At 71.2% G+C, this 22,115-nt stretch carries 29 protein-coding genes and 2 tRNA genes; 15 read left to right on the forward strand and 16 right to left on the reverse strand.

What is annotated here, in order from left to right; all coding sequences use genetic code 11:
* Window positions 1–470: 470 nt before the first annotated feature.
* The gene (locus ABD213_RS13935; protein WP_344329815.1) at window positions 471–1,643 is read left to right on the forward strand and encodes a DUF4062 domain-containing protein; all 1,173 of its coding nucleotides are present in this window, start codon (window positions 471–473) and stop codon (window positions 1,641–1,643) included.
* Window positions 1,644–1,881: 238 nt separating this feature from the next.
* Here the strand turns inward: ABD213_RS13935 and ABD213_RS13940 are convergent, their stop codons facing one another.
* Together ABD213_RS13940 and ABD213_RS13945 are read right to left on the reverse strand one after the other, a co-directional pair.
* Window positions 1,882–2,247, reverse strand: a complete 366-nt coding sequence (locus ABD213_RS13940; RefSeq protein ID WP_344329817.1) for a hypothetical protein — start codon at window positions 2,245–2,247, stop codon at window positions 1,882–1,884.
* An 81-nt stretch (window positions 2,248–2,328) separates the two neighbouring features.
* The gene (locus ABD213_RS13945; RefSeq protein WP_344329818.1) at window positions 2,329–2,691 is read right to left on the reverse strand and encodes a hypothetical protein; all 363 of its coding nucleotides are present in this window, start codon (window positions 2,689–2,691) and stop codon (window positions 2,329–2,331) included.
* A 115-nt stretch (window positions 2,692–2,806) separates the two neighbouring features.
* Between ABD213_RS13945 and ABD213_RS13950 the strand changes: the two genes are divergently transcribed.
* Entirely contained in the window at window positions 2,807–3,229 is a 423-nt protein-coding gene (locus tag ABD213_RS13950; protein ID WP_344329820.1) for a hypothetical protein, read from the forward strand.
* 118 nt (window positions 3,230–3,347) lie between these two features.
* On the opposite strand, the gene ABD213_RS13955 is transcribed toward ABD213_RS13950, so the two are convergent.
* On the reverse strand, window positions 3,348–3,596 hold the full coding sequence (locus ABD213_RS13955; protein ID WP_344329821.1) for a hypothetical protein: 249 nt from the start codon (window positions 3,594–3,596) through the stop codon (window positions 3,348–3,350).
* Window positions 3,597–3,784: 188 nt separating this feature from the next.
* Between ABD213_RS13955 and ABD213_RS13960 the strand changes: the two genes are divergently transcribed.
* The 4 genes from ABD213_RS13960 to ABD213_RS13975 all read left to right on the forward strand — a co-directional run bounded on the left by ABD213_RS13960 (window position 3,785) and on the right by ABD213_RS13975 (window position 5,076).
* A complete protein-coding gene (locus ABD213_RS13960) occupies window positions 3,785–3,976 on the forward strand; it encodes a hypothetical protein (protein WP_344329823.1) in 192 nt (63 codons plus the stop codon).
* Window positions 3,969–4,154: a hypothetical protein gene (locus ABD213_RS13965; protein ID WP_344329825.1), complete on the forward strand. Its 186-nt coding sequence runs from the start codon at window positions 3,969–3,971 to the stop codon at window positions 4,152–4,154. Before ABD213_RS13960 ends, ABD213_RS13965 begins: the two co-directional genes overlap by 8 nt.
* Window position 4,155: 1 nt before the next feature.
* Entirely contained in the window at window positions 4,156–4,629 is a 474-nt protein-coding gene (locus ABD213_RS13970; protein WP_344329826.1) for a hypothetical protein, read from the forward strand.
* A 99-nt stretch (window positions 4,630–4,728) separates the two neighbouring features.
* Window positions 4,729–5,076 (forward strand): hypothetical protein, encoded by a 348-nt coding sequence (locus tag ABD213_RS13975; RefSeq protein WP_344329830.1) that lies wholly within the window; start codon window positions 4,729–4,731, stop codon window positions 5,074–5,076.
* A 279-nt stretch (window positions 5,077–5,355) separates the two neighbouring features.
* Here ABD213_RS13975 and ABD213_RS13980 read toward each other — a convergent pair.
* From ABD213_RS13980 to ABD213_RS13995, 4 genes are all read right to left on the reverse strand, one after another.
* Window positions 5,356–5,429: transfer RNA gene (locus tag ABD213_RS13980), tRNA-Phe, on the reverse strand.
* Between the two features lie 77 nt (window positions 5,430–5,506).
* A complete protein-coding gene (locus ABD213_RS13985) occupies window positions 5,507–6,118 on the reverse strand; it encodes a malonic semialdehyde reductase (RefSeq protein WP_344329835.1) in 612 nt (203 codons plus the stop codon).
* Between the two features lie 281 nt (window positions 6,119–6,399).
* A tRNA-Asp gene (locus ABD213_RS13990) sits at window positions 6,400–6,473 on the reverse strand.
* A 94-nt stretch (window positions 6,474–6,567) separates the two neighbouring features.
* Complete coding sequence (locus ABD213_RS13995) at window positions 6,568–6,870, reverse strand: hypothetical protein (protein WP_344329837.1); 303 nt, start codon at window positions 6,868–6,870, stop codon at window positions 6,568–6,570.
* Window positions 6,871–6,948: 78 nt separating this feature from the next.
* On the opposite strand from ABD213_RS13995, the gene ABD213_RS14000 reads away from it, so the two are divergent.
* The 5 genes from ABD213_RS14000 to ABD213_RS14020 all read left to right on the forward strand — a co-directional run bounded on the left by ABD213_RS14000 (window position 6,949) and on the right by ABD213_RS14020 (window position 10,941).
* Complete coding sequence (locus ABD213_RS14000) at window positions 6,949–7,395, forward strand: cysteine dioxygenase (RefSeq protein ID WP_344329839.1); 447 nt, start codon at window positions 6,949–6,951, stop codon at window positions 7,393–7,395.
* Window positions 7,396–7,770: 375 nt separating this feature from the next.
* Window positions 7,771–8,604, forward strand: coding sequence for an ABC transporter ATP-binding protein (locus ABD213_RS14005; protein WP_344329840.1), 834 nt, complete (start codon window positions 7,771–7,773; stop codon window positions 8,602–8,604).
* Entirely contained in the window at window positions 8,601–9,323 is a 723-nt protein-coding gene (locus ABD213_RS14010; RefSeq protein ID WP_344329842.1) for an ABC transporter permease, read from the forward strand. Before ABD213_RS14005 ends, ABD213_RS14010 begins: the two co-directional genes overlap by 4 nt.
* On the forward strand, window positions 9,320–10,030 hold the full coding sequence (locus ABD213_RS14015) for an ABC transporter permease (protein WP_344329843.1): 711 nt from the start codon (window positions 9,320–9,322) through the stop codon (window positions 10,028–10,030). Before ABD213_RS14010 ends, ABD213_RS14015 begins: the two co-directional genes overlap by 4 nt.
* Window positions 10,031–10,038: 8 nt before the next feature.
* Window positions 10,039–10,941, forward strand: a complete 903-nt coding sequence (locus ABD213_RS14020; protein ID WP_344329845.1) for an ABC transporter substrate-binding protein — start codon at window positions 10,039–10,041, stop codon at window positions 10,939–10,941.
* 127 nt (window positions 10,942–11,068) lie between these two features.
* On the opposite strand, the gene ABD213_RS14025 is transcribed toward ABD213_RS14020, so the two are convergent.
* From ABD213_RS14025 to ABD213_RS14035, 3 genes are read right to left on the reverse strand one after another with little or no spacing between them, the layout of a single operon-like run.
* Window positions 11,069–12,133 carry a threonine aldolase family protein gene (locus tag ABD213_RS14025; RefSeq protein ID WP_344329847.1) on the reverse strand — a complete coding sequence of 355 codons (1,065 nt, stop codon included), beginning with the start codon at window positions 12,131–12,133 and terminating at the stop codon, window positions 11,069–11,071.
* Window positions 12,134–12,156: 23 nt separating this feature from the next.
* Window positions 12,157–13,197: an NAD-dependent epimerase/dehydratase family protein gene (locus tag ABD213_RS14030; RefSeq protein WP_344329851.1), complete on the reverse strand. Its 1,041-nt coding sequence runs from the start codon at window positions 13,195–13,197 to the stop codon at window positions 12,157–12,159.
* A complete protein-coding gene (locus ABD213_RS14035) occupies window positions 13,194–14,003 on the reverse strand; it encodes an S-methyl-5'-thioadenosine phosphorylase (RefSeq protein ID WP_344329855.1) in 810 nt (269 codons plus the stop codon). Before ABD213_RS14035 ends, ABD213_RS14030 begins: the two co-directional genes overlap by 4 nt.
* A 53-nt stretch (window positions 14,004–14,056) precedes the next feature.
* On the opposite strand from ABD213_RS14035, the gene ABD213_RS14040 reads away from it, so the two are divergent.
* Window positions 14,057–15,187, forward strand: a complete 1,131-nt coding sequence (locus ABD213_RS14040) for a molybdopterin-dependent oxidoreductase (protein WP_425546072.1) — start codon at window positions 14,057–14,059, stop codon at window positions 15,185–15,187.
* Window positions 15,184–15,606: a hypothetical protein gene (locus tag ABD213_RS14045; protein WP_344329864.1), complete on the forward strand. Its 423-nt coding sequence runs from the start codon at window positions 15,184–15,186 to the stop codon at window positions 15,604–15,606. Before ABD213_RS14040 ends, ABD213_RS14045 begins: the two co-directional genes overlap by 4 nt.
* Here the strand turns inward: ABD213_RS14045 and ABD213_RS14050 are convergent.
* Genes ABD213_RS14050 through ABD213_RS14060 form a run of 3 tightly spaced genes read right to left on the reverse strand, consistent with a single transcriptional unit; the run spans window position 15,590 to window position 17,576 of the window.
* Entirely contained in the window at window positions 15,590–16,246 is a 657-nt protein-coding gene (locus tag ABD213_RS14050) for a methyltransferase domain-containing protein (RefSeq protein ID WP_344329868.1), read from the reverse strand. The two genes, ABD213_RS14045 and ABD213_RS14050, sit on opposite strands and share 17 nt — an antisense overlap.
* A complete protein-coding gene (locus ABD213_RS14055) occupies window positions 16,243–16,887 on the reverse strand; it encodes a TIGR04282 family arsenosugar biosynthesis glycosyltransferase (RefSeq protein ID WP_344329873.1) in 645 nt (214 codons plus the stop codon). The genes ABD213_RS14050 and ABD213_RS14055 overlap by 4 nt, the downstream gene beginning before the upstream one ends.
* The gene (locus tag ABD213_RS14060) at window positions 16,884–17,576 is read right to left on the reverse strand and encodes a glycosyltransferase family 2 protein (protein ID WP_344329878.1); all 693 of its coding nucleotides are present in this window, start codon (window positions 17,574–17,576) and stop codon (window positions 16,884–16,886) included. The genes ABD213_RS14055 and ABD213_RS14060 overlap by 4 nt, the downstream gene beginning before the upstream one ends.
* 96 nt (window positions 17,577–17,672) lie before the next feature.
* On the opposite strand from ABD213_RS14060, the gene ABD213_RS14065 reads away from it, so the two are divergent.
* Complete coding sequence (locus tag ABD213_RS14065) at window positions 17,673–18,971, forward strand: hypothetical protein (RefSeq protein ID WP_344329884.1); 1,299 nt, start codon at window positions 17,673–17,675, stop codon at window positions 18,969–18,971.
* Between the two features lie 33 nt (window positions 18,972–19,004).
* Window positions 19,005–19,838 (forward strand): alpha/beta fold hydrolase, encoded by an 834-nt coding sequence (locus tag ABD213_RS14070; RefSeq protein ID WP_344329890.1) that lies wholly within the window; start codon window positions 19,005–19,007, stop codon window positions 19,836–19,838.
* Here the strand turns inward: ABD213_RS14070 and ABD213_RS14075 are convergent.
* Genes ABD213_RS14075 through ABD213_RS14085 form a run of 3 tightly spaced genes read right to left on the reverse strand, consistent with a single transcriptional unit; the run spans window position 19,795 to window position 22,111 of the window.
* Window positions 19,795–20,706, reverse strand: coding sequence for a 5-oxoprolinase subunit C family protein (locus ABD213_RS14075; RefSeq protein ID WP_344329895.1), 912 nt, complete (start codon window positions 20,704–20,706; stop codon window positions 19,795–19,797). The two genes, ABD213_RS14070 and ABD213_RS14075, sit on opposite strands and share 44 nt — an antisense overlap.
* Entirely contained in the window at window positions 20,703–21,344 is a 642-nt protein-coding gene (locus tag ABD213_RS14080; RefSeq protein ID WP_344329898.1) for a 5-oxoprolinase subunit B family protein, read from the reverse strand. Before ABD213_RS14080 ends, ABD213_RS14075 begins: the two co-directional genes overlap by 4 nt.
* Window positions 21,341–22,111 (reverse strand): LamB/YcsF family protein, encoded by a 771-nt coding sequence (locus ABD213_RS14085; RefSeq protein ID WP_344329903.1) that lies wholly within the window; start codon window positions 22,109–22,111, stop codon window positions 21,341–21,343. The genes ABD213_RS14080 and ABD213_RS14085 overlap by 4 nt, the downstream gene beginning before the upstream one ends.
* Between the last annotated feature and the right edge of the window lie 4 nt (window positions 22,112–22,115).

The raw sequence follows: 22,115 nt of genomic DNA on the forward strand, positions 1-22,115 counted from the left end.
CTAGTGTGAGAGGAGGTGGTCCACGTGATCCGGATCTGCTTGAAGATCAGCAGCGTACTGACAGTTCTGATCGAAGTGGAGCCCCCATAGCGGCCCCTGAGTAGCGGGGAGGTCGGGCTTGTGGTTGCAGCCATGAGCCCGACCGAACCGTCTCACAACTCTTGATTTATGACCACATAGTAGCGCTCTTCGCTAAGTAGTCGTTCCAAATGGTGGTCAATCGTGTCGAACTTCATCTCTTGCCAGCGGTGAGTCGAGAGCCTGATCCGCGGGTGGGGCTTCTCGGTCTGGGACCAGTCGACCCCTACCGGCCTGCCTCTACGCGATGCCCTGCCGATCGACGTGACGTGGTTTGGCGCGCGGTCAAGAGTCTGAGGCGCTGGCCTTCCGCTTCTCCGCCCGCGAGCGTGCAGAGCGGGAGGCGTCCGAGTAGACCGTTCGATGTCGGGGCTGGCCTCTAGCCTTGAGGCATGCCTCCCCACGCGAGAGATGACCGCCGATACCAGGTCTTCGTCAGTTCGACCTACAGCGACCTCATGGCGGAGCGCCAGGAGGTCATCGCGACCTTGCTGGAACTCGACGCGTTCCCCGCTGGCATGGAGCTTTTCCCGGCTGCTGACGACGACGCGTGGACCATCATCAAGCGGGTCATTGACGAGTCCGATTACTACCTGCTCATCATCGGCGGTCGGTACGGCAGCGTGTCGGAGGCGCAGGTGGGCTACACCGAGATGGAGTACGACTACGCCACGCAGATCAAGAAGCCTGTGATGGCCTTCCTCCACAAGAACCCTGACGATATCGCGTCTGGCAAGACCGAGAAGACGGACGACGGTCGCGAGCGGCTAGAGACCTTCCGGGCGAAGGTTAAGACTGCCAAGCACGTCAAGTTCTGGGAGAACAAGGATGACCTCGCTGGCCACGTGGCGCGGACGTTCAGCAAGTTCACCCGCGACTATCCTGCCGTGGGCTGGACTCGGGCATCGGCTGAGACGGCTGAAGAACTGGAACTCAACCTAGCGAAGGCGCGCCTGCGGATCGCGGAACTCGAGTCAGAGAAGGCCGCGCCGTCGGCCAAGGCCCCAGACGGTACCGACGAGTTGGCTCAGGGCGATGAGTTGGTCGGCTTCATGATCCACTTCAAGTATCAATGGGACGATCCGGCCAAGCCGACCTATCAGCAGAGAAGCCACGGCTTTCGCTGGTTCGAGATCGCTGCGACGTGGGACGAGGTGTTTGCATCAATCGCCCCGAAACTGCTCAACGAGGCCAGCGAAGCCGACATGCAGAAGGCGCTCGAGTCCTGGATGCTCGAGTACCACTTCGAGGAAATCTTCGAGAAGGCGCTGGAGGGATTCGAAGGCGAGCAGCGGGAGGCTCGTGACGAGACGATGTCTTCGATCGACCTGACGATCGACCAGGACGCCTTCAGCGTGATTGTTCTTCAACTCAATGCCCTGGGTCTCGTTGGTAAGAGCGAGAAGAAGCGGAGCGTCCGCGAGGCGTCGAAGTCCTACTGGACTCTTACGCCTTGGGGCCTCGCCTACGCTACGAGGTTGCGCGCCCGGCGTCGTGGAAGCGAGCCCAGCATCCACACGATCAACACGGAGTCGACCGCGCCGACTCCAGACGACGAAGGCTGACATTCGCCTGCCGCAGTGGCGGGTCGGGTGCCCGATGGCCTGCTCGGACGTCTCGAAGTGGCACAACTCGACCACGGGGTCGACCAACGACCCGCCCGATCCGGCTGCCGCTGCCGTTGCCCGACGCGGCGCTCACCCGGCCAGACCGACAGAAACCGGCCTAGAACCGCTGACCAGTGGCCCCTCGGCCCAGGGGCCGACGCTGCGTTCTTCGTCGGCGTGCGGGCAAGGGCCGGGTTCAGAAGTCTTCGGGCTGGATGTTGAGTTCAGCGCGAAGCCGCTGCGCCTCCTCTGGCGACAACCACATGACGTCGTATGGACCCGTCTCCGTGGTGGATTGCTGCCAGCCAAAGTGTCCGTCCAACATCTCGCGCACGTACGTCCAAGGCGGGTAGTCCTCGATCTTGTTGTGGCGAGTGCCGTCGTTGAACACGACAACGAGCCAGACCCACCACTGCTTCTGACGAGAGAACGGGGTCATGAACGTGCTGAGGCTTGTCGCGACGTATCCGGCGTGCTCACCATCGCGGTACAGCGCAACCATGCCGTCGCGGAACCGCTCGATGTCCGGATCCGGATCCGGCTCCCTTAGCCACTTGCCCACGTCTCGATCCTTCCACGTCGGTTCCGTCAATCGACCGGGCCAGCCGCAAAGGCCAGCCCGGTCGTTTGATGTTGCGAACTCTCAGGCGGCGTCCTCGCCCACGATCGACAGGACGACCTTCTTCTCGCCCGGGGTGTAGCGGTCGGCGTAGTCGCCCTTCTCGATCTGCTGGGCGAGGAGGAGGTTCGTGATCATGCGACGGACGGTGGCGACGGAGAGGTTCAGGTCCTCGGCGATGCTGCCGACGGTCTCGCCATTGTCGCGACGCGCGGCCACGGCCTCGGCCTGCGTACGCTCGTCGCTGCCGGGTGCGAGGTAGGGCAGGCTGCGGAGCGTGCCGTTCTTGCGCTGACGGAACAGGCGTACGGCTCCGGCGGCTGCGGCGTCCTTGAGGGTCTTCGGCGCGGCGGTGTCGGACTTCTTGGTGGCGGTCTTCGCGGTCATGGTATGCCTCCCGGCGTTGAGCCGAAGCTCTCGTGCTCGGCGTTGAGAGCACCCTGCAGAAGATCGCCAGAGAAGTTCAGAACTTTTGTCGTCGGCTCGGTGGGATCATCGGACCGTGCCTCGTCGACCTGACTTCTCGCGCGCTCCGCACGATGCGAGCCTGGATGATTTCCGCAAGGCCATGGCGGAGATCGTGCTTAACGATCGGGTGGTGGGCTACCTCGCCACTCAGGTCGTTGCCCTCTCGACGGAGCTGGGCGGTCGTTGGTGGTGGAAGAAGTGGAGCGAGCCGTGGGAAGTCATTGAGTGGTTGATGACCCGCACGAACGACGATGCACCGCTCCCCGAGTTCGATGACGGCATCGATGACGAGGGCCAGTCGACCGAGGAACTACAGAACGACCTTTTCACCTACCCGGATCAACGAGCGAGTGGGCCGATCCGGCCTCTCGTCATCTACTCCCTGCGCTGGCTCAACGCTGACGACGTCAACGTCCTCTGGGATAGGTACGGCTTTAGCGACACGACCCTGCTCTAACCCTCCTCGCGCCCCACGTGCGCGCGAGGCGTCGGCTGCGTCATCTCGCGTGGATAGGTGAGTTGGGGCGGGCAGCGCTCGACCCCGGACCGTCCACTGGTCCGGGGTCGAGTGGCGTTCAGGGCAAGAGGTTGCCGTGTTCGCGGTTGAAGCGGTTGATCTCGCTGGTGGAGAACAGGCCGTTGGACTGCTGGGCCAGGAGGCCGTCGAGGACCCACTGGCGGATCTGTGCGGCGGGGGTGTGCCACATCTTCTCCAGAGCGCCGAGGCCGACGCCTCCACTGTTGGGGAGAACGGGGAACGGGTCGGTGGTCTTGGCCCGCTTGAGCGGGGTTCGGATGATGCGGGGCTTGGTGTTGCGTGCCATGGCTGGCTCCTTTCCTCAGGGCCACCAGTACACAGAGCCCACGCCCTTCGTGCCGGACTGTGCGAGGTCGAGATTGGCCTGCAATGACGGTCGAGATGAGCCGATGAAGAAAGTTGCCCAGATGCCTGCCGAAGCTCTGTGTACTGGTCAGGCCGGTAACCGATACCGGTAACCCACAGGAGGCAGTCATGGGCAGGCCGAAGGAGTTCGACACCACCGTCCACGTGCGCCTGGACTTCATGCAGCACGCGTTCATCAAGCAACTGGCGCAGTTGGGCGGCATCACCATGGCCGCTCCCTGCGGGCCGTGGTGGAGAACGCCATGCAGGACGTCCTGGACGGGCGCACCCCCAACGATGAGGAGAAGACGTCATGAGTGACAAGTCGCTGTTGAAGCGCGCTGGTGGCAAGGTTGCCAGCCTGCATCAGATGGACCGACGCCTACGGGCCAAGGCCGTTGCCGTCCGTCAAGGCGAGAAGGACCTCGCCGCGCTGGAAGGCGAAGTCCGTGCCGCCCGTGAGCGCGGTGCCACCGCCCGGCCCGGGACGGTGATCTGAGATGGGCGACGCGTTCGATGACGAGATCGAAGCCGCTCTCGCGCACCCGACGATGACCTACGCGCTTGCTGAGAAGATCAAGGGCTACCCCGCGTGGGCCAGGGCCAAGATGACCAGCCACGCGCACCAGACCGCCACCAACTGGTGGAACGAAGTCAAGCACAAGACCAGCGAACTCATTCCGCGACTGGACTCGGTGCAAGCCCGCTACGACGAGATCGAAGCGGCCCTCGACGACGGGACCATGAGCGCGGTGGATGCGATCAAGGCGATGGACAACCTCCGCGCCACCGTCGCGGCCGAGGAACGTCGCTACACCACGCTAGAGCGCCAGCACGAGCGCGCGGACGAAGTTCACGCCGACCCCGTGGGCTACATGGAGAACCTGTTCCAGACCTACCCCAGCCTCGCCGAGCGACGCCCCAGCCTGAGCGACTACCTCGGCGAGAAGAGCCGCTACGGACGACAGACCTAATCAACCATGGTGACCGGGACGGCAAGGAGTGTCGTCGGTTGGGCCGACAAACCCCTCACCCGTCCCGGTTCACCGGCAGCCCCTGAGGAAGGCAACGCCATGAACCCTAAGAGCCCAACCACCGTTCCGTTCCTACCCGACGACGTCACCCATCTCACCGTCTACAGCACGGCAGCGATCCGACCCCGACGGACGGCACGCCGAACCCCCGCCTGGACCGACCCCGACGTCCGCGCCGTGCGCCGAGCCACCAAGACATGGCTACGTCACTACGAGGGTCTGCACCCCGGCCACGGCTACGCCGTCCCCGTCCGCGAAGTGCTCGCCGCCTTGCGACGAGACCCACGCGTCACCACCCACGCCGCGGTCGTCATGGCAAACGCGCTCAACACCGACGCCATCGAAGTCGTCACCCAACGCAGCCACACCATCAAGGCCGCGTCCTAGAACCGGCCGAGCGGGCCGAGGCACCCCTTCTCCGGCACCGGCCCGCTCGGCCCCCTCACAGCACCCACGGCAGCCAGGAGCGCCAGAACCCTCAAGGAGGCGGAACACCATGCAGCCTACGGACAGCCGATCTGCGCCGGTCCCGTTGTACAGACCAAAACTCGACCATCTGAGGCGTTGGGCGCCGTTGGTCCCTGATGGTCCCCTGGACCATCTCGAAGGTGCTGCTCAAGAAAGTAAAAGTGTTGGCATCGCTGCAATGCCAACACTTTCACACTGTGGCCAGGACCGGGGTCGAACCGGTGACCTTCCGCTTTTCAGGCGGACGCTCGTACCAACTGAGCTACCTGGCCGTGCCCGTCACCGGGCGGCGCCCACCTTATCGCACCGCCTCGCGTGCGACGCGTGCCACCCGGGCACGTGGCAGACGTCAGAGGACCTCGACGGCGTCCTCGAACGCGATCCTCGGCAGCCGCTCCATCCAGGCCCCTTCGCCGGGACGGCCGACGTTCATCACGACCAGGGAGCGCCACCCGGACTCGGCGAAGAACTCGCGGTCGACGCCCTCGCGGTCGAAGCCGCCCATCGGGCCGGCGGCGAGGCCGGCGGCGCGGATCGCGATGGTGAGGTAGCCGATCTGCAGAGCGGCATTGAACTCGGCGTCCTTCTCGCGCTGCTCCGGCTGCGCCTCGAACATGTCGCGAGCCCCGGGGAAGATCGGGAAGTGCTCGGGCAGACGGTCGTGGAAGCGCGGGTCCGCAGCGAGGACGAGCGTCAAGGGAGCCGAGGCCGTCTTCTCGCGGTTCCCCTCCGCCATGAGCGGCAGGAGGCGCTCGCGGGACTCCTCGGTGACGACGAGCACGCGCAGCGGCTGGTTGTTCATCGCCGTCGGACCGAGTCCGGCAAGGGCGACGATCTCGCGCACTTGGTCGATCGAGACCGGCTCGTCGGTGAAGGTGTTCGCGGTGCGGGCCTCGCGGAAGAGGGTGTCGAGTGCGGCGTCCCCGACGACGAAGGCCGCGGTGTTGAGTGCAGAAGTCATGGAAGGTTCAACCACTTCGTCCTTCCCGCTGTTCCGGTCGGGACGTCGACTGCGTCACACCCCTGGGACGCCCCGGCGGCGCCGGTCCGTCCGGTCCTCGGTGCTCGAGGCCCGGCCACTCAACCACCGAGAACCTTGGGTCTGCGCCACGCCCCCAGCGCTCCATGCAGGGGGTGCCCCCACTGCCCCCACCGCTACGCGGGTTCTCGCCCCGTCGGGCCCGCTTCCGAATGCACGAAGGGCCCGCACCTGACGGTGCGGACCCTTCCAGCATTCTCCAGCGACCCCGACGGGACTCGAACCCGCGACCTCCGCCGTGACAGGGCGGCGCGCTAACCAACTGCGCCACGGGGCCTGGGCGCTTCGCGGCTCTCAGAACCGCGACCGCAACTGTATCCCATCCCTCACGTCGTCACCAAAACGGGTGGGGCACCCGGGGGAGGGAGGGCTCAGCGGTCGGGACGGCTGCCGATGGAGGTCGCCGTCAGCTCCTCCCAGCCGGCCGAGGCGTCGAGGCCGGGAGCGGGACGCCGCGGCTCCTCGACCACGGTCAGGGGCGAGGGACGGGTGGCCGTCTCCGCCGTCGTGTCGACGACGGGCGAGGCCCCGGTCGGGGGCGGTCGCGGCGCGCCGGCGGGCGGCACGACGCGCAACGGCGCCACCGTCTCGTCCCCGTTCGGACGACGCCCGAGCACGACACGGACGACGACGCCCAGTGCCACCCCGACCACAGCGAGAACCAGCAGACGCATCGTGACCCTCCTCCTGCTCGACCTGTCGACCCCCGTTCGGGCGACGTTCCACTGTAGCCCCGGGCGGCTCTACACGACGTGCGAGCCGACCCCGACGAGCGGTGGCACGTCCGTCTCTACCGTGACGACGACATGGACCTGTGGCTCATCAGCTGGACCGCGGACCAGGGCACCCAGCTGCACGACCACGGTGGATCGGGAGGCGCCTTCACGGTCGTGTCGGTAACGCTGCGCGAGACCGTGTGGGCATCCGGTCCGGCCGCCCTGCGCGACGCCGACCGCGGGGAGGGCGACACCGTCGTCTTCGGCGAGCACTACGTCCACGACGTCCGCAACGTGGCGGACGAGACGGCCGTCAGCGTCCACGCCTACTCCCCGCCGCTGTCACGCATGGGCTTCTACGACACCGAGGACGACGGCGCTGGAAGGAACCGGCTCGTGCGCCTCGGCGAGCTGTGGACCGACGACCCCGAGGCGGACGCGCCCGCGAGCGTCGCGCGGCAACGCCGTCGGAGGGCGTCGTGACCGTCGACGCCCGGCCCCGCTTCGGCAGTGTCGACGAGCTGCTCGAGGACGCCCGTTCGCGGATCGACCGGCTAACCACCTGGAGTGGCGCCTGCACCCCGCCTCGGACGCCCGACTCGCGTCCGCAGGTCCGCACCACCGCTGGATCGTCCTGTGCACCGAGGGGTACACGTCGTCGCTGGCCGCGGCCTCGCTGCGCTCGCTCGGCATCGACGCCACCGACGTCGACGGCGGCATCCACGCGTGGCGACGGGCCGGCCTTCCGATTGCCGCCGGGCCGACGCCGGTGGAGACTGTCGTCCAGCCCGACCCCCTGACGCACCCCAGTCCTGCCCCCGACGGCGTCGCCCTCGCCGAGGAGCGACGAGGAGCCCCATGATCGAGTACCGCTCGGTGGCCAAGACGTTCGACGACGGGACGCAGGCCGTTCTCGACTTCGACCTCACCATCGACTCCCACACCACGACCGTGTTCGTCGGGTCCTCCGGCTGCGGCAAGACCACGCTGCTGCGGATGGTCAACCGGATGGTCGAGCCGACGTCCGGACAGGTGCTCATCGACGACGAGGACGTCGCCGGCCGCGACCGGGTGCAGCTGCGACGCAGCATCGGCTACGTCATGCAGCACGCCGGGCTGCTGCCGCACCGCACGGTCGCCGACAACGTCGCCACCGTGCTGCGGCTCAACGGCACCGGCAAGGCGGCCGCCAGGGAGCGGTCGCTGGAGGTGCTGCACACCGTCGGTCTCGACGAGTCCCACGCGAGCAAGTACCCCGGCCAGCTGTCGGGTGGCCAGCAGCAGCGGGTGGGCGTGGCTCGCGGGCTCGCCGCCGACCCCAACATCCTGCTCATGGACGAACCGTTCGGCGCCGTCGACCCCATCGTGCGCGACGAGCTGCAGGTCGAGCTCCTGCGCCTGCAGCGCGAGCTGGGCAAGACGATCGTCTTCGTGACCCACGACGTCGACGAGGCGTTCCTGCTCGGCGACCAGGTCGTCATCCTCAAGAAGGGCGGGGAGGTGGCACAGGTCGGCAGCCCCGCCGACATCCTCGCCCACCCGGCCGACGACTTCGTCCGCAGCTTCGTCGGCCTCGACAAGGGCCAGCGCGAGCTGCGCCTGGAGGAGCGCGACGGGCGCACGGTCGTGCTCGACGGGTCCGGCAAGCCCACCGGCGTCCTCGCCGACGAGCGGGGGGCGGGCACCGCGTGACCTGGGCCTGGGACAACCGCTCGATCGTCATCGACCTCTTCCTCGTGCACGCGTGGTTGAGCATCGTGCCGATCGTCGTCGGCTTCGTCCTGGCAGTGCCCGTCGGCTGGTACGCCAGCCGGCACCCCCGGCTCCGCGGCGTGCTGCTGAGCGGCGGCAGCATCCTCTACACGATCCCCTCCCTGCCGCTGTTCGTGCTGCTGCCGGGCATCATCGGCACGGGTTTCCTCGACCCGCTGAACGTGATCATCGCGCTCAGCATCTACGCCTTCGCGATCATGGTGCGCACCGCCGCCGACGCCTTCACGGCGGTCTCGCCGGCGGTGCTCGACGCGGCGACCGCCACCGGGTACTCCTCGGCGCAGCGTGGATTCCTCGTCGAGCTGCCGCTGGCCGGCCCGGTGCTGCTCGCCGGCGTCCGCGTCGTCAGCGTCAGCACGATCAGCCTCGTCACGGTGGGCGCCCTGATCGGCGTGCGCAACCTCGGCTCGCTGTTCACCAGCGGCTACCGACGCGACTTCACCACCGAGATCCTCGTCGGCGTCGTCGCCGTCGTCCTGCTCGCGCTCCTGCTCGACGCGCTGCTCGTGCTGCTGGGTCGCGTGCTGATGCCGTGGTCGGTCGACGGTCCCGGGGCCGTCGGACGGCTGTGGCAACGGCTGAGCGGCCGGGGGACCGAGCGTGCGAGCGACGTCGCCGCGGCGGGAGGTCGCTCGTGAGCGTCGTCACCGACACCGTCGACTGGCTCCTCGACGCCGACCGCTGGTCCGGCGGGGGCGGCGTCCCCACCCGGGTGCTCGAGCACCTCGGCTACACGGGTCTCACGATGCTCGGGGCGGCGGCCGTCGCCGTCCCGCTCGGGCTGTACATCGGGCACACGGGCCGTCTGCGCTCGGCGGCCATCGGGCTCACCGGGGCGCTGCGCGCCCTGCCGACGCTCGGCGTCCTCACCTGGTTCACCTTGCTGCTCGGCCTCGGGCTCGCCGCGCCCATCCTCGCGCTCGTGCTGCTGGCGGTGCCCCCGCTGCTGGCCGGCATCTACTCCGGCGTCGAGTCCGTCGACCCCCAGACCGTGGACGCCGCCCGCGCTCAGGGAATGACGGAGTGGCAGATCCTGCGCCGGGTGGAGGTCCCGATCGGCCTGCCGCTCATGATCGGCGGTCTGCGCAGCGCCACCTTGCAGGTGGTGGCCACCGCCACGGTGGCCGCCTACGTGAGTCTCGGCGGCCTCGGCCGCTACATCTTCGACGGCCAGGCCCGCCGCGACTACCCCGAGATGGCCGCCGGTGCGGTCCTCGTGGTGGCGCTTGCGCTCGTCCTGGACGGTCTTTTCGCCCTCGCCCAGGCCGGCGCGCAGCGCGCGGCGCGCCCCAGCGAGCACCGGTCCACCGCCCCTTCCTCGACGTCGTCATCCCCCACCACCTAGGAGCACCCATGTCCGTGTCCACCCGCCGTCGTGCCGCCGTCGCCGGCGCCGCCCTGGCCGCCGTCGTCCTCGCCGCCTGCGGAGGCGACCCCACCGCGAGCGACGGCGACACCATCACGGTCGGCTCGGCCGGCTTCAACGAGAACGAGATCATCGCCGAGATCTACGCCCAGGCCCTCGAGGCCGAGGGGTACACGGTCCAGCGCCAGATGCAGATCGGTGCGCGCGAGGCCTACATCCCCGCGCTGGAGAACGGCGAGATCGACCTGATCCCGGAGTACTCGGGCAACCTGCTGCTGTTCTTCGACGGGGAGTCCACCGCGACCACCGCCGACGAGGTCGACGAGGCGCTCGACGACGCCCTGCCGGAGGGTCTGGAGGTGCTGGAGGAGTCGCCCGCGGAGAACAAGGACTCCTACAACGTCACCCGCGAGCTGTCCGAGAGCGAGGACATCACTGCGATCCGCGACCTCGCCAAGCTCGGCACCGTCCGCGTCGGCGGCAACCCCGAGTTCGAGACCCGCTCCTACGGCGTGCCCGGCCTGCAGGACGTGTACGGCGTCGAGGACGTGGAGTTCGTCTCCATCAGCGACAGCGGCGGACCGGCGACGGTCAACGCGCTGCTCGACGGCGACGTCGACGTCGCGAACATCTACTCCACGACCCCGTCGATCGTCGCCAACGACCTCGTCACCCTCGAGGACCCCGAGAACCTCATCGCCGCGCAGAACGTCGTGCCGCTCATCAACGAGGAGAAGGCCACCGACGAGCTCGAGGACATCCTCGACCGCATCTCCGCCGAGCTCACCACCGAGGACCTGCTCGCCCTCAACGAGCGCGTCGACGGCGACGAGAAGGCCGCCCCCGCCACCGCCGCCCAGGAGTGGCTGGAGGAGAAGGGTCTGATTTGAGCGACCCGGCACGGTTCTCCCTCACCTGTGACGGGTCTCGACCCGCGACCAGTGAGGGACAACCGTGTTCAGTTCGAGGTCGGACGGCGTTCGAGGGTTTCCGCGCGGCCCGATGAGTGCCTCGGCGTCAGACCGAGGTCAGCGCTCGCCCCAGCAGCGCCACGAACGCGTCGACGTCCTCGGGAGTGGTGTCCCACGCCGTCATCCACCGGACCTCGTCGTGGGCGACGTCCCAGTCGTAGAAGGCGTACCGCTCGCGCACGCGCTCCGCGACCGCACGCGGCAGCCGCGCCAGGACGGCGTTCGCCTCCGTCGGCTGGCTGAACGCGACGGCGTCCGACCCGAGCCCTTCGACGCCCGAACGCAGCCGGGCCGCCATCGCGTTGGCGTGGGCGCCGTTGCGCAGCCCCAGGTCGTCCTCGAGGAGCGCGAGCACCTGCGCCGAGACGAACCGCATCTTGCTGGCCAGCTGCATGGTCCTCTTGCGCAGGTAGGGCAGCCCGTCGACCCGCGACGGGTCGAGCACGACGACGAGCTCGGCCGCCAACGCCCCGATCTTGGTCCCGCCGAGACTCACCACGTCGACCCCGACGTCCGTCGTCAGCGCGCGGAGCGGGACGCCGAGCGCCGCCGCCGCGTTCCACAGCCGCGACCCGTCGAGGTGCACGCCGAGACCGCGCGCGTGTGCCCGCTCGACGACGGCGCCGATCGCGTCCGGCGAGTAGACGGTCCCGAGCTCCGTGCTCTCGGTGATGCTCACGACGAGCGGCTGGGCCCGGTGCTCGTTGCCGTGTCCCCACGCCTCGGCGTCGACGAGCTCGGGCGTGAGCCGTCCGTCGGGGGTCGGCACGGTGAGCAGCTTGAGTCCGGCGACCTGCTCGGGGGCGCCGCCCTCGTCGTTGTGCAGGTGCGCCGACGACGCCGTCACCACGGCGCCCCACCGCGGAGTCATCGAGGCCAGCGCCAGGACGTTCGCGCCGGTGCCGTTGAACACCCCGAACGCCTCGGCCCGCGGGCCGAGGTGCTCGCGCACGACGTCCTGCAGTCGGGCGGTGTAGACGTCCGCCCCGTAGGCCGCCTGGTGCCCGCCGTTCGCGGCGGCGATCGCCGTGAGCACCTCGGGGTGGACCCCCGCGTGGTTGTCGCTGGCGAACCCACGCCGCCCGGTGTCGTGCAGGGTCTCGATGGTCACCGGGTCATCGTGTCAGGGTCCCGCTACCGGGTGCGCAGGGCCGCGGTGGCGAGCTCGGCGATGCCTTCGGCCGGCGGGACGTGCGCGCGGAACCCGAGACCGTCGGCCGCGGCCTGCGGGGAGGCGACGACGTGGCGGACGTCGAAGGCCCGGTAGTCGCCGGTCGTCACGGGCCCGCCGGCGCCCGCGGCGGCGGAGAGCGTCGCCGCCATCTCGCCGATCGTGAAGGGGGTGCCGGACGCGACGTTGTACGGCGTGAGGCCCTGTGGGTGGTCGGCGACCTGCTCGATCGCCAGCACGTTGGCAAGCGCGATGTCGCGCACGTGCACGAAGTCGCGTACCTGGCGCCCGTCCTCGAACACGCGGGGCACCTCCCCGCGCGCCAGCGCGGAGCGGAAGATCGCGGCTACGCCCGAGTAGGGGGTGTCCGCGGGCATCCCCGGGCCGTAGACGTTGTGGTAGCGCAGGGCGACGGCTCGCGCGCCCTCGAGCGTGCACCAGGCGCTCGCGAAGTGCTCCTGCGCGACCTTCGACGCGGCGTAGCTGGTGCGCGGCAGGAACGGCGTGGACTCGTCGATCAGCCGCCACGTGATGTCCCCGCCACAGACGGGACAGCGTGGGTCGTAGCGGCCGGCGGCGAGGTCGTCCTCGCGTCGCACGGCCGGGGGGACGTCGCCGTGCTCGGGGCAGTCGTAGCGTCCGTCGCCGTAGACCACCATCGACGACGCGAGCACGAGCCGGTCGAGTCCGGCGCGGGCCATGGCGGCGAGCAGGCGGGCCGTCGCGGCGTCGTTGTGCTCGGCGTAGGCGGGCAGGTCCTGCGCGTCGACGCCGTTGCCGACCATGGCCGCCTGGTGGCAGACGACGTCGATGCCCTCCAGGTGCGGGTCGATCGTGGCGGTGCGGAGGTCGGCGTCGATGATGTCGGGGTCGCGGGGGGCGTCGGGGCCGTGAGCGGCATCGAGCCACATGTCGAGCCCGACGACCTCGTGCCCGCGCTCGCGGGCGACGTCGGCGACGTGCCCGGCGATGAAGCCCGCGGCACCGGTGAGCAGGATCCTCACGGCAGCGTCACCGGCAGGTCCATCCCGTCGACCGCCGAGGAGCACGAGCACGTGCGGCCCTCGGGCGTGCTTGGGGCGAGAGCGGCGACGATGCCGCGCAGCGAGGACCGCAGGACCTCGGTGTACTCGCCGAAGACCGTGAAGACGTCGGCCTGGTTGACCGCGCCGCCCGCGTCGACGCCGGCGTCGTGGTCGGTGACGAGCGCGACTGCCGCGTAGCAGAGCGCCAGCTCGCGGGCGAGGACCGCCTCGGGGTGTCCGGTCATGTTCACCAGCGACCAACCCTGCTCGGCGTACCAGCGCGACTCCGCGCGGGTGGAGAAGCGGGGACCGTCGATCACCACCATCGCGCCGCCGTCGGTGGGGGAGTGCTCGGCGAGCCCGCCGAGCAGGTCGCCGCGCAGGCGGTCGCAGTACGGGTCGGCGAAGGAGATGTGGCAGGCGCCGGAGTCGAAGTACGTCTGGGTGCGACCGGTGGTGCGGTCGACGAGCTGGTCCGGCACCACGAAGGTGCCGGGTCCCAGCTCGGGCCTCAGGCTGCCGACGGCGCAGGGGGCGAGGACCTGACGGACCCCAAGGCTGCGCAGGGCCCACATGTTCGCCCGGTACGGCACCGTATGGGCCGGGAAGTCGTGGTGGCGCCCGTGGCGCGGCAGGAAGGCGACACGACGCCCCTCGACCGTGCCCACGACGACCGGCGCCGACGGCGAGCCGTACGGGGTGTCCACGTCGACGGTCTCCGCGTCGTCGAGGAAGGTGTAGAAGCCGGATCCGCCGATCACGGCGACGTCGGGACGGTCGTTCACGCTGCTCCTTGCATCAGGCGGTCCATGTGCCCAGCCTGTCAGGAAGTGTGACGATGTGCCCCGTGAGGCTTCCGCGTGTCGAGGACATCGAGTCCAGGCTGACCGGACCCCGCACGGCCTCGCGTCTCGGTCTGTGGCTCGGTGCGGCGTTCGGCATCTGCTTCCTCACCGGCATCTGGAGCCACCTACAGCAGGACACCCCCGGCTGGCTCACGGTGCCGACGTCGCCGGCGTCGCTGTACCGCGTGACGCAGGGCCTGCACGTCGCGACCGGCGTGGCGACGATCCCGCTGCTGCTGGCCAAGCTGTGGTCGGTGTTCCCGCGGCTGCTCGCCCGGCCGCCGCGCGGGGCGCGCCGGCTCCTGCTGCACGTGCTCGAGCGCGGCTCGATCGCGGTGCTCGTGGCGTCGGCGATCTTCATGCTCGTCAGTGGGTCCCTCAACGTCGTCCAGTGGTACCCGTGGGAGTTCAGCTTCCGGGCCACCCACTACGCCGTCGCCTGGGTCGCGACCGGCTCCCTGGTCCTGCACGTCGCGGTGAAGCTGCCGGTGATCCGCGAGGCGCTCGCCGGCCCTGAACCGTCGTCGGACGGACTCGGCCGTCGCACCGTCGTCACCGCGACGCTCGCCGCCTCCGTCGCGACGACGGTGCTCACGGTCGGGCAGAGCGTCACGCCCCTGCGACGCGTCTCGGTGCTGGGGGTGCGCGACGGGGAGGGCCCGCAGGACCTGCCGGTCAACCGCACGGCCCGCGAGGCCGATGCCGTGGGTCCGGCGCTCGACCCCGAGTGGCGCTTGACGGTCGCCCACGCCGGCGAGGAGCGCAGCTTCGGCCGCGACGACCTGCTCGCCCTGCCCCAGGCGCAGGAGCGGCTGCCGATCGCGTGCGTGGAGGGGTGGAGCCGCTCCGCGGACTGGTCCGGGGTGCGGGTGCGCGACCTGCTCGAGCTCGTCGGGGCACCGTCCGGCGTCGACGTGCGCGTCGAGTCGCTGCAACGGCGCGGGGCGTTCGCGACGTCCGTCCTGCCGGCGCAGTTCTGCGCCGACCCGCGCACCCTGCTCGCCCTCGGACTGAACGGGACCACTCTCGCCCTCGACCACGGCTACCCGTGCCGGATCATCGCCCCCAACCGGCCCGGCGTGCTGCAGACGAAGTGGGTCACGCGGCTGGAGACGCTCGCATGAGTGCGACGCGGTGGGCGACCGGTGCCGTCGGGCTCGCGATGATCGCCGTGGGGGTGTGGAGCATGCGCGGCTTCGACGCCGACCAGCTGGTCTCCATGGTGGTGTGGCTGGCCGGGGGTGTCGTGGCGCACGACCTCGTGCTCGCCCCGCTCACGCTGCTGGTGCTGCTCCTCGGCACGCGGGTCCTCCCGGCGCGTGCTCGCCCGGCGGCCGTCGTCGGGCTGGTCGTCTGGGGCGGCGTCACGATCGCGACGGCGAACGTCCTGCTCGACGTCGGAGGACGCCCGGACAACCCGACGCTGCTGAACCGGCCCTACGTGGCCTGGTGGCTGGTCCTGAGCGCCGCGTGGTGGACGGGCGTCGCCGTGGTCGCGTGGTGGACGGGTCGCCGCGGCAGGGCCCTCACGCGGGGCGCTTGACCAGCACGGCGGCGTGACGACCGCCGGACTCGCGGACGTCCTCGACCTCGAACCCGGCTGCGTCGCCGATCCCGGCGATGGCGTCGGAGCCGACGACGGACCACGAGAAGTCGGGGGTGAGCTCACGCCCGACCTGCAGGCGCAGGCGCTCGGTGACGACACCGACGCCGTGGCGCGCCACCTCGACGACGACCCGACCGCCGGGGCGCAGGAGGTCGGCCACGCGGTGCAGCAGCGTGACGGGGTCGCCGCCGATGCCGATGTTGCCGTCGGCGAGCAGCGCCCGGTCCCACTGGCCGACGCCGTGCAGGCCGCCGATGATGTCGCCCTGGACGGCCCGGGCGCCTCGGTCGCGGGTCTGGCGGACCGCCTCGCCGGAGATGTCGATGCCGAGCGAGCGGATGCCGCGCGCGGACAGGGCGCCGACGAGCCGACCCGGGCCGCAGCCGACGTCGACGGTCTCGTCGTGGACGTCGTCGAGGAACAGCCGGTGGTCGTGGAGGTCGGGCGGTTGCTGCCAGCGGTCCACCGACAGCGGCTTGGTGCGGCCGTCGGACTGCAGGAGCCAGCAACCGATGCCCGCGAACGCAGCGTCCATGGCGTCGGTCGTGGAGACCACGACCACCGTCTCGACCGTCATCGCGGCATCGCCTCCCGAATGACGGCCGACGCCCGGAGGTGAACGAAGGCCGACGCGATCATGAACGCATCCTGCCACTCGTCGACATCGCGTGCCTCCTGGACGAGGGCGATGGGCAGGGGCAGCACGGCCTCCGTGTCGCGACCGGTGTGCGACGTCGACATGGGAACGTCGGCGAGGGGCCGGGCGTCCTCGGCCGACCGGAGCGCCAGGAGCCACCAGCCGCCGTCCTCGGCGTGACCGAGCACCGCAGGGTGCTCGGACAAGAGCTCGCCGGCCTCGCGCAGCTGCGCCGCGGTGACCTGCGGGGTGTCCATCCCGACCTGGACGACCCCGTGCCCGGCGTCGGCGTCGGCATGGGCGTTGACGAGCCGCTCACCGAAGCCGTCGCCGCGCTGCTGGACGACCTCGAGGTCGGCCAGCGCCTCGCGCAGCTCCTCGGCGCGGGCGGCGGCGTCGAGGTCACCGGTCATCGAGACGACGACCCGCCACCCCGTGGCGCGGGCCGCGTCGAGCGTGTCGAGCAGGGCTGCCGCGGCGAAGTCGGCGGCCCGGTCGTCGCCGACGTGGGCGGCGAGGCGCGTCTTGGCCAGCCCGGGCACGGGCGCCTTGGCCACGACGAGGACCGTGGGGGAGCTCATCGGACGCGCTCCGCACGGACGTCGCGCAGGACCCGGCCGAAGTCCTTGATGGTGCGCGTCGTGCCGCGCAGGGACCCGGAGACCTTCGACGTCGTGCCCGCGGCCCGGGGACGGTAGTCGATGTCGCGCTCCACGACGGTCCATCCGGCGGCGGAGGCCCGGACCATGAGCTCCAGCGGGTACCCGAAGCGGCGGTCCTCGATGCTGAGGTCGAGCAGGTCGTCGCGGCGACACACGCGCATGGGGGCGAGGTCGTGGATGCCGAAGCCGCTGGAGCGGCGCAGCCAGGTGGCCAGCACGAGCGTCCCGGCGCGGGCGTGCCACGGCCACACGCCGCGGGCCACCGGCCGGCGGCGCCCGACGGCCATGGTCGCGTGGCCGTCGCGCACCGCGGCCAGCATCGGCGGGAGGTCGCTGAGGACCATCGAGTCGTCGCCGTCGACGACGGCGACGTACTCGGCCGTGGCCGCCTCGACGCCGGCGTGCACCGCCGCGCCGTAGCCGGGGCGGGTCTCGTGGACGACGCGGGCGCCGAGGGAGCGGGCGACGTCGGCGGTGCCGTCGGTGGAGCCGTTGTCGACCACGACGACCGCGAACCCGTCAGGGACGTCGGCGAGGACGAGCGGCAGGGCGGCGGCCTCGTCACGGCAGGGGATGACGATGTCGCACGTCGCGGGCCCGTTGTCCATCGGGCCAACCTACGTGTGAGATGAAAACCCTGCCATCGCAGGGGGAGCGACCGCTGCGAGCAGCGGCGGTCGACACGGTGTCCTAGGGTCGGGCGCATGTCGTCGCCCCGGGTCCGACCGGCCCTCGTCGCCGGTCTCGGCGCCGTCGCCCTCGTCGTGGCGGCGGCGGTGGTCGCCCACCTGCACCCCACCGACGTCCGCGTGCACTGGCCTCCCCTGCACGCCGTGTGGGGGCCGCGCTTCGACGTCCGCCTCGTCCCGGCGGTCGCGCTGGCGGTCCTGCTGGTGCTGTGGCTGCCCGGATTCGCCCGTCGCGCCGGCTGGGGCCTCGCCGTCCTCGGCACGACGGCCGCGTCCTGGGCGTGGACGATGGCGCTCGCGCTCAGCGACGGTCCCTACGGACTGAGCCGGGTCACCGAGCGCAGCAGCGAGTACCCGGCCACCGCACGCACGATCACCGACGTCCCGGGCTTCCTCGACGAGTTCATCTCCCGGATCCCCGTCTCCGCGGCCGACAACTGGCCGATCCACGTCGCGGGCCACCCGCCGGGCGCCGTCCTGCCGTTCGTCGGTCTCGATCGGCTCGGCGTCACCGACCCGTTCTGGATCGCGGTCGTGCTGGTGACGGTCGGCGCGACGGCGGTCGCCGCGGTACTCCTGACGATCGACGAGCTCGGTGGCCGCGACCTCGCCCGCCGCGCCGCGCCGTGGCTCGCGCTCGCGCCGCTCGTGGTCTGGGCCGGGGTGAGTGCCGACTGGATGTTCGCCGCGGTCGGCGCCTGGGGCCTGTACCTCCTCGCGCGGTCCGCCGTGCGCGGGAGCGTCCCGGCGGCGCTCGGCGCGGGCGTCGTGCTCGGCTACTGCGTCTTCATGTCCTACGGGCTGGTGCTGCTCGGCATCCTCGCCCTGACCGTCCTGTGGATCGCGCGGACCTGGCGACCCCTGCCATGGGCGGTGCTCTCGGCACTCGGCGTCGCCGTGGTCTTCGCCGTGCTCGGGTTCGCCTGGTGGGACGCCTACCCGGTCCTGCGGGAACGCTACTTCGCCGGCATCGCCTCCGAACGTCCCTACTGGTACTGGGTCTGGGGCAGCGTCGCCGCGTGGACGTGCACGGTCGGCGTGGCGACGTGGGCCGCCCTGCCCGAGTGGTGGCGGCGCTGGCGCGACGACCTCCGCGAACCGCTCACGACCCTCGTCGCGGGCGGTCTGGCCACCGTCGCGGTCGCCACCCTCTCGGGCATGAGCAAGGCCGAGGTGGAGCGGATCTGGCTGCCGTTCACCGTGTGGGTCGTGGCCGTCGGCGCGCTGCTGCCCGACCGCTGGGTGCGCCCGCTGCTGCTGCTGCAGGTCCTCGTCGCCGTCCTCGCGCAGACGCTGCTCGTCACCCGGTGGTGACCGGGGTCACGTCGGACGTGCCATGGTGGTCCCATGCCGCTCGCCGAGGTCAACGGGATCCGCTTCCACCACACCGACACCGGACCGCCACCCGGCCGACCTGACGCGGAGACGATCGTCTTCGGGCACGGTCTGCTGTTCAGCGGCTGGATGTTCGAGCCGCAGGTCGAGGCGCTGCGCGAGGAGTACCGGTGCGTCACCGTCGACTGGCGAGGCCAGGGTGGGACACCGCCCGTCGCCGGCAGCGACGGGTACGTCGCCGACATGGACTCCCTGCTCGACGACCTCCTGGCGCTGCTCGACCACCTGGGGCTGCCCGCGGTGCACTACGTCGGGCTCTCGATGGGTGGGTTCGTCGGCATGCGGCTCGCCGCGCGCCACCCGGAGCGGGTCCGCACCCTGGCGCTCCTGGACACCAGCGCCGGCCCGGAGGACCCCGAGAAGGTCTCGCAGTACCGCCTCCTCGCCACCGTCTACCGCTGGCTCGGCTTCGGTCCGGTCAGAGGACGGGTCGAGCCGCTCATGTTCGGCCCGACGCTGCTCGACTCGCCGCGACGCGACGAGGTCGTCGAGCCGTGGTTGGCCACGCTGCGGACGGTGGACCGCAAGGGGATGCGGGCGGCGATCCTCGGCGTCACCGACCGCCTGCCCGTCGTCGACGAGCTCGCGAACATCGAGGCACCGACGCTCGTCGCGGTCGGGGCCGACGACGTCGCGACACCCGTGGCGAAGTCCGAGGCGATCGCGTCCGGCATCGCCGGAGCTCGCCTGGAGGTGATCGCCGACGCCGGCCACTCCAGCACCGTCGAGCAGCCCGAGGCGGTCACCGCCCTGCTGCGCGAGCACCTGGCAGCGGCGGGCCGCTGACGGACCGGAACCGCACGGTCTGTCCGGGCACGGCCTGTGCCAGCAGCGGCAGGTCGTCGGCGAGCACGCACGCGAGCACGGGGTACCCGCCCGTGACGGGGTGGTCCGCGAGGAACACGACCGGCTGCCCGCCGGGCGGAACCTGCACCGCACCGGGCACCATCGCCGCACTCGCCAGCTCACGGTCGACAGCCTCGGGTCGTCGCGCCACGGAAGCGCCGTGCAGGCGCAGGCCTACGCGGTTGCTCCGCTCGTCGACCTGCCAACCGCCTGCGAGCAGAACGGCGGCGTCCTCGTCGAACCAGTCGTCGTGCGGACCCAGCACCGCGCGGACCTCGAGCGGTCCGGCTGCAGGCACCGACACCGGCGCCTGGTCGAGGGCAGGGACCGGGTCGGCGGGCTCGGGCCCGACGGCGAGTGCGTCGCCGGCGGCGAGGGGTGAGCCGAAGCCGGCGAGGAGGTCGGTGGCGGCGGACCCGAGGAGCATCGGCACGTCGAGCCCGCCGCGGACGGCCACCCAGCTGCGCAGTCCGGCCACCGGTGCCTCGACGCGGACGATCGCGCCGCGGGGCACGGGGACGGCGCAGCCGCTGCCGTAGGCCCGGGGCTCCGCAGCATCGACCCGCACGACGACGGGGGCGCCGGTCGCGGCGAGGACGCACGGCTCGTCGCAGTGGACGAGCAGCCCCCCGAGGGTGAGCTCGAGCCCGGCCGCCGCCTCGGGGTTGCCGACGATGCGGTTGGCCAGCCGGAGGGCCGCCGGGTCGAGCGCGCCGGACAGCGCGACGCCGAGGGCGGCGTGCCCGGGTCGGCCCTGGTCCTGCACCGTCGTGAGCGGTCCGGGCTCGAGCACCCGCAGCCGGGTCATGGGGACTCCTCGAAGACCACTCGGGTGCCGGGTCGCAGCACAGCGGGCGGGTCCCGGTCCTCGTCCCACGTCGGCGTCGAGCAGGTCCCGATGAGCCGCCAGCCTCCCGGGGACGAGCGCGGGTAGACGCCCGAGAACTCCCCGGCGAGACCGACGGCCCCGGCGGGGACGCTGGTGCGCGGCTGCTCCAGACGGGGCACCTCGAGGCCGCTGTCGCCGTCGGCGACGAGGTAGCCGAAGCCGGGCGCGAACCCGGTGAAGGCCACCGTCCAACGGGTCCGCAGGTGGCGGGCCCGGACCTCGGCCGGTTCGATCCCCAGCAGGTCCGCGACGTCCTCGAGGTCGGGCCCGTCGTAGCGCACGGCCAGCCGCACGGGCTCGAGCCCGGTGCCGCGGTCGGCGGCGGCGAGCGGCTCGAGGCGGTCGACGTCGGCAGCGACGGTGCCCAGGTCCTGTGGCGTCGCGCAGCGCAGCAGGAGGGTGCGGGCGGCCGGGACCACCTCGAGCAGCTGCACGAGCCGCCCGGCGTCGCGTTCGTCCTCGATGCGGGCACGCAGACCGAGCACGGCGTCGAGGTCGTCGAGCTCGAGCAGCGCGGCGGTGGGACCGAAGGCGCGCCACCGCCGGGCCGTGCTCATGGCCCGGGGGAGGCGAACGGGCGGACGTCGACGTCGTTCTCCTCCAGTGCCGAGCGGACGGCGCGTGCCACGGCCACGGCGCCGGGAGTGTCCCCGTGCACGCACACCGACCGCGCGTGGACCTCCAGCTCGGTCCCGTCGACGGCAGGCAGCGTGCCGCGTTCGGCGAGTGCGACGACGCGCGCCGCGATCTCGTCGGGGTCGGTGAGCACGGCCCCCGGCTCCGCGCGCGGCACGAGGGTCCCTGCGGCGGTGTAGGCGCGGTCGGCGAAGGCCTCCGGCACCGTGGACAGACCCGCGTCGTCGGCCAGGCGCAACCATGCCGACCCGGGAAGGCCGAGCACCGGCAGGGTCCGGTCGTACGCCAGGACCGCCTCCACGACGGCGGCCGCCTGCGCCTCGTGCTCGACGATCGCGTTGTACAGCGCACCGTGTGGCTTGACGTAGCGCACCGCCGTGCCGGCCGTCCGAGCGAGGCCGTCGAGGGCGCCGAGCTGGTACAGCACGTCGGCGCTCAGGTCAGCGGGATCGACGTCGATGAAGCGTCGTCCGAAGCCGGCGAGGTCGCGGTAGGAGACCTGCGCACCGATCGCCACGTCGCGGGCGGCGGCGTCGAGGCAGGCGCGTCGCAGCGTGCGGGGGTCGCCCGCGTGGAAGCCGCAGGCCAGGTTCGCGCTGGTGACGACGTCGAGCATCGCGGCGTCGTCGCCCAGGCGCCACACGCCGAAGCTCTCCGCGAGGTCGCTGTTGAGGTCGATCTCGGCCATGTCG

It is taken from the genome of Aeromicrobium halocynthiae (assembly GCF_039531385.1).
In the GTDB taxonomy this organism is placed as follows: domain Bacteria; phylum Actinomycetota; class Actinomycetes; order Propionibacteriales; family Nocardioidaceae; genus Aeromicrobium; species Aeromicrobium halocynthiae.